The sequence below is a fragment of the Rhizobium sp. 3T7 genome (assembly GCF_020166565.1).
GTDB lineage: Bacteria > Pseudomonadota > Alphaproteobacteria > Rhizobiales > Rhizobiaceae > Rhizobium.
In genome coordinates, this window is the sequence record NZ_JAIQXS010000042.1 from 1 (window position 1) to 10805 (window position 10805).

Sequence of the window (10805 nt, forward strand, 5' to 3'; positions counted from 1 at the left end):
TTTTCTGTCCTGTCCGGACAGCGCAAAAGCGGCGTTTGAGGGTTGAAACTCGGCGGATGAGGATCATTTGCCCCTTACACGGATCAAATCGCGCAGAACCTAAAGCAGCACTTTCGTGTTCTCGTTCGTGTAGAAGAAAGGAGAAAGACATGGCTGCCACTACCGACGACATCAGAGCGTCCGTCAGCAAGGATATCGCCGCGCTCCAGCAGGAAGTATCCCGCCTGCAGAAAATGATCTCGGCGCAGGGTGCCGAAGCCTACTACGAAGTGCGCGACCGTGCCGGCAAGGCTTATGAAGATGCCCTCCCCCGCGCAAAGGGCGCCGTTGCCCAGATCCGGGCCGAAGGTGTGGCCGCCGCAGGCGCTGCCCGCGACCATGCAGCGGCGACGACGACCGCGCTGGCACTTGCCGGTGCGATCGGTTTTCTAGCCGGCTATCTCTTGAGCGGCAGCCAACAGCCGCCTCACCATTGGTGGCGCTGATATAGCACCAGCGGAAACGCTCCGCTTTTATCGCGAGCCGCATGATCTGGAGGTCAATGCGGCTCGTAATACTTTGGTCTTAGAAAAACCAAGTTTAGTCGTTATTGCTAACGGCTAAAATGGGCGGGAGGACTATTTATGGAGAACCAGAAAGCGCACTTTATAGTCGAAGTCAGTGTCGATGGTGTCAACGGCCGCAAGGCGGTCGGCATCATGAACATGCGCCAAGCCCTTGAATTACCTGAATTGCCTTGCCTGGCCTATACTCATCCGGACCCCGCCAAAGCAGCCGCGGGTGTCGTTATCAGCCGCCAGGAACTCGCCGGTTTCATGGCTTGCCACTAAGGCTTGCCGATCTCTCCCCGACGACGAATTTGGATGGCGCGTAAAGCGCCGTCTGGCTCTTTGACCTTCGCCACCCCCAACCCTTGAGCGTCTTATTTTTCCCCGCGTTTTCTTCGCGGCTTGCTGGCTTCGTAAACCCGTTCGTGTCAGAACCTGATCAACGGAACTGACAGGATGGAACAGAGTGAGGCAACGGCGCTCACCTCAGAAATCGCGCGAGCGCGCAAGACCGAACGGCGAAGCGCCCGGCAAGCGGGTAACCCTGCCGCGTGCGCTTTCAAAGCTCGGCCATTGCTCGCGGACACAAGCTGAACGGCTGATCCTAGAGGGGCGCGTCTCGGTCGATGGTCGCAAAGTCACCGACACCTCCGCCTGGGTGGACCTAGCGGCCACGATCCGTGTCGATGGCACCGAGGTGGTCGCCGAGGCGAAGATCTATCTGATGCTGAACAAGCCACGCGGGCTGGTAACGACACGCGATGATCCCGAAGGCCGGCCCACCGTTTACAACTGTCTCAGGGACTTCGAAGCTCCGCATCTTTCGCCCGTCGGCCGATTGGACAAGGCAAGCGAAGGCTTGCTGCTCTTTACCAACGATACCGTCTTCGCCCAGGCGCTGCTCGATCCCCTCACCCATGTCACGAAGACCTACCATGTTCAGGTCAACCGGATCATGGATGCCCAGATGCTGGCTGCGATGACCTCTGGCGTGCGCCACGACGGCGAAGTTTTGAAGGCAACGTCCGCGGCGCTATTGAGGAGCGGCGACAAGAACGCCTGGATCGAAGTCGAACTCGATGAAGGCCGCAACCGCCAGATCCGTCGCATGCTGGAAGCCCTGGATGTCGAATGCCTCCGCCTCGTGCGGGTTGCGATCGGGGGCTTGGCGCTCGGCGAATTGCCGAAGGGAGCAGTGCGCGCCTTGACGGATGCAGAATTAAAGGAACTGCGCCGGAGCGCCGGCATGGAACCGGCAAGACGGAATTGAGTGCATGACGGAATTGGCCGCGCACGAGTTTTGGCAGGAAGTTCACAACCCGGGCACTTTTAGGAGCGACGGTGACTTCTCATTTTACTATGTCGCCGAGCTGGACGATGGGCGCCAGCTTCGCCTGCCGGTACGCGTGCTGGCAGACGGGCAGCATGCATTGGCCTCGCTGATCATCAATCAGGCGAGTTTCAAGGTTCTCGATTTGCTGGCTCAGTCGCTTGCCGAGAAGCTGAAGTCTTTCGAGGTCGAGGTTGTTGCGGGCCTGCCGACACTTGGGCTGACGCTCGCAGCTGCCGTGGCGCAAAAGCTGGGGCACTCGCGATATGTGCCGCTCGGAACGTCCCGAAAATTCTGGTACCGCGACGACCTGTCCGTGGCGCTCTCGTCGATTACCACCCCAAGCCAACAGAAGCGTCTCTATATAGATCCCCGCATGCTGCCGCTGCTGGAGGGCCAACGCGTGGCGCTGATCGACGACGTCATTTCCAGCGGCACCTCGATCATTTCCGGGCTGCAGCTTTTCGCCGGTTGCGGCATCGAGCCTGTTGCGATCGGTGCTGCGATGCTGCAGTCGCGCCGTTGGTGCGGGGCGCTCGATGCAGCCGGATCACAATGGCGGGAAAGAATAGTGGGCGTGTTTTCCACGCCGATGCTGGAGATGACCGAGACCGGCACCTGGCGCCGGCCCGCTGACTGAGCGTGTTGTCGGCGTGGAGCACGGAATGGGAGATTTCGCTATACAGCGCGGCCCGAACCGCTACATTCTCCCGGTGGACTGAGGTTCGGGACAAGCCATGACGTTCGAGCAAGCATCCTTGCTGATCCTCCTGCTCGCGATGCTCGTCCTGTTTTCACTGGAGCGCTTCCGCATCGAGGTCATCGCGATTGCCGGACTGCTCGCCGGTTATGCCCTCCACCTTTATTCCGCCGAGCAGGTCTTCTCCGGCTTCGCGAGCCCAGTGGTTGTGACCGTCGTGGAGATCCTCCTCGTCGTACAGGTGCTGGCACGGGCGCAGTTGTTCGACCGGCTCGCGGATTTTTTCGTGCACGCTAGATTTTCCAACATTGCGGTCATTGCCACTTTGTCTGGAGCGACCGGCTTCATCTCCATCTTCATGAATAACATCGGCGCCTTTTCGATCGCCCTGCCGGCAACACTGCGCGTCAGTGCTGCGCTCGAGATACCCAAACGGCAGTTGATCATGTCTATCTCTTTTGCGGCGCTCTTGGGCGGCATCGTATCGCTAATCGGTACGCCCGCGAACATGCTCGTCAGCAATGCTTGGGCGGAGACGAGCGGCACCGGCTTCCGACTCTTCGATTTTGCCTATGTCGGTCTGCCTGTCGCTGTAGTGGGCATCGTGCTGACCGCATGGCTCGCGCCGCGGCTATTTCCGCAGGAAATCGACGGGACGGCTTCGGCAGAAACTTTCTCGCCAGCAAGACGCAGGATCACGGAACGACATATTCCTGCGGGTTCATCGCTGATCGGCGCGCCCCTGTCGGATCTCCCCGATCGATTCTCGCTGCAGCCCCATACCCTCGTTCGCAATGACAAGTTCGTTTTCGGGACGCCCGATAAACTGGTCGTCGAGGCGGACGATCTGCTCTTGGCCGAAGCGGACGATACGATTTTTGATGGCCTTCAAACATCAGGAGCGCTGCTTCCGCGGCATCGTCCGAGCTCGGCCATTTCCGATCTCGACTGTGTCGAGGCCGTCGTGATGCCGGAGAGCACCCTGGTCGGCTCGCGACTGCATTCTCTGGAGGTGTTCAGCAGTCGCGACGTCACGGTTTCCGCTCTCTCGATGCGTTCACCACGGATCGAGGGGCGCTTTGCCGATCTGCAGCTGTCGATTGGGGACATTCTGGTGTTGGAGGGCGAGCAAAGGTCGATCGCCGAAGCGCTCGAGGAGTGCGAGTGTCTTCCGCTGGCGTCGCAGCCGCCGTCCCGAATGTCGGCATCGTCCTGGCAGCCCTTTGCCATCTTTGCCGCAGGCGTCGCGGCAACGGCCTTCGAACTCGTCACACCTGATATTGCGTTTGCGGGCGTCGTGCTTGTCCTGGCGCTTCTCAATTACCTGAACATTCGCCAGGCAATGGCGGACCTCAACTGGCCGATCATTATAATGCTCGGTGCGATGATCCCGATAGGTTCCGCCGTCGCGACAACGGGCACCGCCCAAGTCATCGCGGCGGCGCTCGGTTCCATGGTGTCGCTGGCCGAACCGACCACGGGGGTGGCGCTCGTTCTCTTTCTGTCAATGCTCCTGACGCCCTTTGTCAACAACGCGACCGTCGCGATCGTCATGAGCCCCATCGCCGTCGCCTTCGCAGCAACCGGGCATCAGTCTCCATCCGCCTATCTGATTGCCGTCGCCGCAGGCGCCTCGCTGGATTTTCTGACGCCGTTTGGCCACCACAACAATACGCTGGCCATGGGGATCGGGAGCTACCGCTTCAGCGACTTCCTGAAGGCCGGGGCACCGCTGACGGTGGTGAGCTATGGTCTTACGCTACTTCTCATCTATCTCTTCTGGCTTTAGGAGCGGGTTTGCTTGACATCCCCGGCGATGGAACTAGAGCAGGGGGAAGTTTACGATCAATGCAGAAGGATGGTCGAGCCCGTGCGAATCCTCTCCGAAGCCCATTTCCCAGAGCTCCCCAATTACTATCGCGGCAAGGTTCGCGAGAACTATGACCTGCCGGATGGGCGGCGCATCATCATCAGCACCGACAGATTGAGCGCCTTCGACCGCATTCTTACCTGCATTCCCTACAAGGGTCAGGTGCTGACGCAGACGGCTCGCTACTGGTTCGAGGCAACGAAGGACATCTGCCCCAATCACGTTCTCGACTATCCCGATCCGAACGTCGTCATCGGCAAGCGTCTCGATATCCTGCCGGTCGAAGTCGTCGTTCGCGGCTATCTCGCCGGCACGACGGGGACATCAATCCTTACTCTTTATAAGAACGGCGAGCGCGAGATGTACGGCATGCGATTGCCGGACGGCATGCGCGACAACCAGAAACTTCCGACACCGGTCATCACGCCGACTAGCAAGGAATTCGATGGCGGCCACGACGAGCCGCTGACGCCGGCAGAGATCGTCGAGCGCGGTCTCTTGACCAAGGAGCAGTGGGAGACACTATCGCGTTACGCACTGGCTCTCTTCGCGCGCGGCCAGGACCTTGCGGCCAAGCGGGGCCTCATCCTCGTCGACACCAAATACGAATTCGGCACGGACGAGAATGGCAACATCATTCTCGCGGATGAAATTCATACACCGGACAGCAGCCGCTACTGGCTCGCCGACAGCTATCAGGCAAGCTTCGAGGCCGGAACGCGCCCGACAAGCTTCGACAAGGACTTTGTGCGCGCCTGGGTCGCGGAGCGCTGCGACCCTTATAAGGATGAGATCCCGGAAATCCCCGTCGAACTGATCCAGCAGACCTCCGAAGTCTACATCAAGGCCTACGAAAGCATCACGGCGCAACGCTTTGTTCCCGACGACGGCGGAGCAACCCCGGTCGAACGCATCCGCAAAAATCTGTCGGCCTACTTCTCGTAAGGCCGCCGCGCAGGAAGCCTGCAACATTGGCTTGCAGGCTTTCCGTCGTTGGCGCTAGATCTTTAAAACTGGGGTGCCGGCCTCGAGCCGGCGGGGGAATGGATGGCACGCAGGCCAAGACGCAAGGCCGAAGAGACCCGCGAAGACATTCTGTCCATGGCAGAATTGCTGTTCCGCCAACGTGGTTTCGTCGCCGTTTCCATCGCCGACATTGCCGCCACGCTCGGTATGTCGCCGGCCAATGTTTTCAAGCATTTCCGTTCGAAAACCGCGCTTGTCGACGCCATTGCGGAACGCCACCTCGGCGACGTCGCAGATCGCTTTGCCGCCTTCGACGATGAACTGCCGCCAAACGAGCAGCTGCTGCGCTTTGTATTGCGCCTGCTCGACAGCCACCTGCAGGACATTCAGCAGAACCCTTATATCTTCGAAATGGTCCTGATGACGGTGCAAGCCAAGCTCGAGGCCGGCAATCGGTACAGAGAGCGCATCGTTCAGAAGCTGGACGATATCATACGGGTAGGTATCGCCGCGGGACGCTACCATTGCAGCAACCCGGAAGATGCCGCCAGCACCGTTGCCGATGTCCTGGCGAGCGTCCTGCACCCAGTTCTGATCGCCCGTGATGATAAGGACACACTTGTCCACCGTGCAAAGCAGATCGTCATTTTCGTCGATGCCGCACTGCAAAATAGCGCTTGCTAAGTGACGATTCATAACTTACGTCACTTCGTAAAGTCTTTCTTAAATTCGGATCAGTGGCATTCGATTCTGGATCGATGACCGGCCTTCATTGTTGATGAGGTCATTGGTTCGGACGCCACCGCACAAGGAATTCATTATGATACGGCGTATTTTCCTCGTTTCCTCCGCCCTTGCTCTCGGCGGGGTACTCGCCGCATGCAGCGATAGCGGTAACAAGCAGGGCGCAGCCGGCGCCGCGGGTGCCGCTGCTCAGCAGGCCGCCCCGGTTGGTGTCATATCCTTGACGAAGGGCAGCTTCCCTGTCACCACGATCTTGCCAGGCCGCGCCGAAGCTTCGCAGATTGCCGACATTCGCCCACAGGTTAGCGGCATCATCGAGAAGATCCCCTTCAAGGAAGGTGGCGAAGTCAAAAAGGGTGACATTCTCTACCAGATCGAAGACGCGCCCTATCTGGCAACCGCTGCACAGGCACGCGCCGCCATTGCCAAGGCAGAAGCAAGCGTTCCAAGCGCGCAAAGCAATTTCGATCGCTATCAGCGCCTTGTCGGTTCGGGCGCGACGCAAATCGAACTTGAGACGGCGCGCACCAACCTTCTGCAGGCGCAGGCCGAGGTCGAATCCGCAAAGGCAGCCCTAACCGCCGCCGAAATCGATGTCGACCACACGAAGATCATTGCGCCATTCGATGGCGTGATCGACCAGACGGCATACAACGTTGGCAACGTCGTCGCCGCCAACCAGACGACGGCGCTCACGACCGTACGCCAGCTCGATCCCGTCTATATCCTCCTGACGGAATCGAGCACGAACCTGCTGCGGCTTCGCGACGCGATCAGAAGCGGAGAAGTCAAGGGCAATGCCGGCAACGCCGCCTTCCGCCTCATCTTGGAAAACGGCAAGGAGTATGACCAGAAGGGCACGCTTGACATGTCGAAGTCCGTCGTCAGCGAGACGACCGGCACGTTCATCATCCGCGTCCGCTTTCCAAATCCCGATCATATCATCCTGCCCGGCATGTATGTCCGCGCCACGCTGGAACTCGGCGCAGAGCAAGGCTATGCGCTGCCGCAGCTTGCAACTAGCCGAAATGCGAATGGTGAGCTGACCGCGCAGTTCGTCTCAGCCGACGGCAAGGTCGAAACCCGCATCTTCGAAAACGCATCGCCCTCCAACAACGCCTGGCTCGTTACCGAGGGCATCAACGACGGCGACCAGTTGATCGTCAGCGGCCTGCAGTCGATTTCCGCAGGCATGCCCGTCAAGCCAATGCCGATGAAAATCAATGACAAGGGCATCGTTGTGCCCGCTGATCAGGCCGCATCCGGTGAAGCGCAGAAGCCCGCCGCGAAGTAATCGCGACGAACCGTGATCAGAGCCGTACAGGAACAATAAGCCAATGGCCAAGTTTTTCATCCGACGCCCGATCTTTGCTTGGGTCATCGCGATCACGATCATGCTCGCGGGCTTGCTCGCAATCTTCACGCTATCGATTTCGCAATATCCTGATATCGCGCCGACCACGGTGCGCATCAATGCGACCTATCGCGGCGCCAGCGCCGAAACCGTCGAGAAATCGGTGACGACGATCATCGAAGACGGCATGACTGGCCTCGACGATCTGACCTATATGACGTCGACCTCGTCGACCGGGTCTGCCAGCATCTCGCTGACATTTGGCACCAGCGCCGACCCCGACATCGCGCAGGTCCAAGTCCAAAACAAGCTCCAGCTGGTTCAGTCCCAACTGCCGAGCGACGTCATTGACGCCGGCATCAGCGTCACCCGCTCGACCTCGAGCATTCTGCTCGTCGGCTCGTTGGTTTCGACCGACGGCAAGCGCAACTCGGTTGACCTCGGCAACATCATGTCGACGTCCATCGAAGATCAGATCCAGCGTATCGAGGGCGTCGGCAGCATCAACATCTTTGGTTCCGGTTATGCCATGCGCGTGTGGCTCGATCCGTACAAGCTATTGAAATATCAGTTAACGACCGGCGACATTACCTCCGCGATCGAAGCGCAGAACACCCAGGTTTCGGTCGGATCGCTCGGCGCCCAGCCGTCGGTCGAGGGCCAGCAGCTCAACGTGACCATCACGGCGCAGAGCCAGCTCACCACCGTTTCCGACTTCGAGCACATCATCTTGAAGGTTGAAAAGGACGGTTCCACCGTCCGCCTCAGCGATGTAGCACGCATCGAGATCGGCCAGGAAAGCTACGGCGGCTCCTCCCGCTACAACGGCCAGCCGTCGAGCGGCTTTGCCGTCAACCTCGCCATCGGCGCCAACGCCATCGATACCGCCGACCGCGTTCGCTCTACCCTCGACACTATCAGCCACGGCCTGCCGGAAGGCGTGGAAATCACCTATCCGTACGACACGACCCCCTTCGTCGAACTGTCGATCGAAAAGGTGGTTCACACGCTGATCGAAGCCATCGTTCTCGTCTTCATCGTCCTTTTGGTCTTCCTGCAGAACCTCCGGGCGACACTCATTCCGACGATCGCCGTGCCCGTGGTTCTGCTTGGGACCTTCGGTATCCTCGCCGTGGCGGGATATTCGATCAACACGCTGACGATGTTTGCCATGGTCTTGGCGATCGGCCTTCTCGTCGACGACGCCATCGTGGTCGTCGAAAACGTCGAGCGCATCATGACGGAAGAGAAGCTGCCGCCGCTCGAAGCCACAGAGAAGTCGATGGGCGAAATCACCGGCGCCATCGTTGGTATCGCGCTCGTCCTCACAGCCGTCTTTATCCCGATGGCTTTCTTCGGCGGCTCGACCGGCATCATCTACCGCCAGTTCTCCGTGACGATCGTCTCCGCGATGCTGCTTTCGGCACTCGTCGCAATCGTCCTGACGCCGGCGCTTTGCGCGACCATGCTAAAGCCTGTGACCGAACACAAGAAGCACCGGATCGGCGACTGGTTCAACCGCAACTTCACGCGTTCTACCAACGGCTATGTCCGGAGCATCGGCTACCTGCTGAAACGGCCGATCCGCGTCATGCTGGTCTTCCTCCTCATCGGTCTTGGCTGTGCCTACTTGTTCAATCGTCTGCCAAGCTCCTTCCTTCCACAGGAAGACCAGGGTGTCCTGCTGACGATCGTCACAACGCCTCCCGGCTCGACGACGCAGCAGACCCAAGCCGTCGTCGAAAAGGTCGAGAAATACTACCGCGAGAACGAGAAAGACGCCGTGCAGTCCGTCTTTGGCGCCCTTGGCTTTGGCTTCAATGGTTCCGGCCAGAACAGCGCCATCGTTTTCACTAAACTCAAGGATTTCTCTGAGCGCACGGATCCGAACCTGCATGCGCAGGCTGTCGTGACGCGGGCGCTGAAGACCTTCTTCACCTTCCGCGAAGCGCAGGTCTTCGCGCTGCTGCCGCCGGCCATCCAGGGTCTCGGCGTCTCAAGCGGCTTCTCCATGTATCTCGTCGATACCGGCGGTCACGGCACCGACGCTCTGGACGCTGCCTCCAAGCGCTTGATCCAGGCCGCAAACTCCAGCGGGAAGGTCGTCGCGCTACGCAGTAACAACAAGGAGGTCGAGCCGCAGATGAAGATCGTCATCGACCAGGAAAAGATCGGCGCGATGGGTGTCGATATCACCGCGGTCAACTCGATGCTCTCGGTCATCTTTACCGGTCGCGACGTGAACGACTTCACCTTGAATGGCGAGATCAAGCCGGTCTACGTGCAGGGTGACGCGCCGTTCCGCATGCAGCCTGACGATCTCGATCACTGGTATGCCCGCAACTCAAGTGGTGAAATGGTGCCCTTCTCTGCCTTCACCCGCACCGAATGGGTCAAGGGCGCCCCGACACTCGCACGCTTCAATGCAGTGAGCGCAATTCCGCTCGAGGGCGCGTCGGCACCGGGCGTGAGCTCGGGCGACGCCATGAACGAAATGGAAGCGCTGACTGAACAGTTGAGCGGCGGCTACACCGTGGCCTGGCAGGGCATTTCCTATCAGGAGCGCCTGTCCGGTTCGCAGGCACCGATGCTCTATGCGATTTCCGTTCTCGTCGTCTTCCTCTGCCTGGCAGCGCTTTACGAAAGTTGGTCGATCCCGTTCTCGGTCATCATGGCCGTACCGGTCGGCGTGCTCGGTGCCCTCGCCGCTGCAACGCTCTTCGGTCAGGCGAACGACGTCTACTTCAAGGTCGGCCTGCTGACGACCATAGGTCTGGCGGCGAAGAACGCGATCCTGATCGTGGAGTTCGCGAAGGACCGAATGGAAACAGGAATGGGACTGCTCGAGGCGACTCTTGAGGCAGCGCGCTTGCGCCTGCGCCCCATTATCATGACATCCCTTGCCTTCATTCTAGGTGTCGTGCCGCTGGCAGTCGCAACCGGAGCAGGCTCTGCGGCGCAGAACGCAATCGGTATTGGCGTGCTCGGCGGTATGCTTGCCGCGACCGCTCTCGGCATCTTCTTCGTGCCCTCGTTCTTCGTTGTTATCCGCCGGATCTTCTCGCGGAGGAGCAAAAATGAAGCGTGAGTGTGATATAAATGCACTGTGAGAAGGTGAGACTCGTTGATACATTGCCGCCAACTGCTTCGGGATGGTGTTTCTCGTACGAGCGAAGCGCGGCCGATAGCGAAGCATGAAGGCTTCTGACAAGAATAGATTTGGTCGAGTTACAGGAAGATTTTTAATGGCATCTTTTCGCTTTGCCTCTCCGGCGCTTCTGCTTCTACTCGCG

At 59.5% G+C, this 10805-nt stretch carries 9 protein-coding genes; all 9 read left to right on the forward strand.

Annotated elements, in window-relative coordinates; all coding sequences use genetic code 11:
• Nucleotides 1–149 precede the first annotated feature (149 nt).
• The gene (locus K9B32_RS28605) at nt 150–485 is read left to right on the forward strand and encodes a hypothetical protein (protein ID WP_224568718.1); all 336 of its coding nucleotides are present in this window, start codon (nt 150–152) and stop codon (nt 483–485) included.
• Between the two features lie 138 nt (nt 486–623).
• Nucleotides 624–830: a hypothetical protein gene (locus K9B32_RS28610; RefSeq protein ID WP_007787687.1), complete on the forward strand. Its 207-nt coding sequence runs from the start codon at nt 624–626 to the stop codon at nt 828–830.
• Nucleotides 831–1014: 184 nt separating this feature from the next.
• Nucleotides 1015–1818 (forward strand): pseudouridine synthase, encoded by an 804-nt coding sequence (locus K9B32_RS28615; protein WP_224568720.1) that lies wholly within the window; start codon nt 1015–1017, stop codon nt 1816–1818.
• 4 nt (nt 1819–1822) lie between these two features.
• On the forward strand, nt 1823–2518 hold the full coding sequence (locus K9B32_RS28620) for a phosphoribosyltransferase (protein WP_224568722.1): 696 nt from the start codon (nt 1823–1825) through the stop codon (nt 2516–2518).
• A gap of 97 nt (nt 2519–2615) precedes the next feature.
• A complete protein-coding gene (locus tag K9B32_RS28625) occupies nt 2616–4367 on the forward strand; it encodes an SLC13 family permease (RefSeq protein WP_224568724.1) in 1752 nt (583 codons plus the stop codon).
• Between the two features lie 81 nt (nt 4368–4448).
• Entirely contained in the window at nt 4449–5393 is a 945-nt protein-coding gene (locus K9B32_RS28630; RefSeq protein ID WP_224568729.1) for a phosphoribosylaminoimidazolesuccinocarboxamide synthase, read from the forward strand.
• A 102-nt stretch (nt 5394–5495) separates the two neighbouring features.
• Nucleotides 5496–6098, forward strand: coding sequence for a TetR family transcriptional regulator (locus tag K9B32_RS28635; protein ID WP_224568739.1), 603 nt, complete (start codon nt 5496–5498; stop codon nt 6096–6098).
• Between the two features lie 136 nt (nt 6099–6234).
• On the forward strand, nt 6235–7452 hold the full coding sequence (locus tag K9B32_RS28640; RefSeq protein ID WP_224568741.1) for an efflux RND transporter periplasmic adaptor subunit: 1218 nt from the start codon (nt 6235–6237) through the stop codon (nt 7450–7452).
• Nucleotides 7453–7495: 43 nt separating this feature from the next.
• Nucleotides 7496–10600: an efflux RND transporter permease subunit gene (locus K9B32_RS28645; protein WP_224568743.1), complete on the forward strand. Its 3105-nt coding sequence runs from the start codon at nt 7496–7498 to the stop codon at nt 10598–10600.
• The last annotated feature ends 205 nt before the right edge of the window (nt 10601–10805 follow it).

Bases quoted from the DNA above. Each gene is read 5' to 3' on its own strand.
- K9B32_RS28625 (WP_224568724.1), top strand. From the start codon at position 2,616: ATGACGTTCGAGCAAGCATCCTTGCTGATCCTCCTGCTCGCGATGCTC.
- K9B32_RS28635 (WP_224568739.1), top strand. From the start codon at position 5,496: ATGGCACGCAGGCCAAGACGCAAGGCCGAAGAGACCCGCGAAGACATT.
- K9B32_RS28640 (WP_224568741.1), top strand. From the start codon at position 6,235: ATGATACGGCGTATTTTCCTCGTTTCCTCCGCCCTTGCTCTCGGCGGG.
- K9B32_RS28605 (WP_224568718.1), top strand. From the start codon at position 150: ATGGCTGCCACTACCGACGACATCAGAGCGTCCGTCAGCAAGGATATC.
- K9B32_RS28610 (WP_007787687.1), top strand. From the start codon at position 624: ATGGAGAACCAGAAAGCGCACTTTATAGTCGAAGTCAGTGTCGATGGT.
- K9B32_RS28645 (WP_224568743.1), top strand. From the start codon at position 7,496: ATGGCCAAGTTTTTCATCCGACGCCCGATCTTTGCTTGGGTCATCGCG.
- K9B32_RS28620 (WP_224568722.1), top strand. From the start codon at position 1,823: ATGACGGAATTGGCCGCGCACGAGTTTTGGCAGGAAGTTCACAACCCG.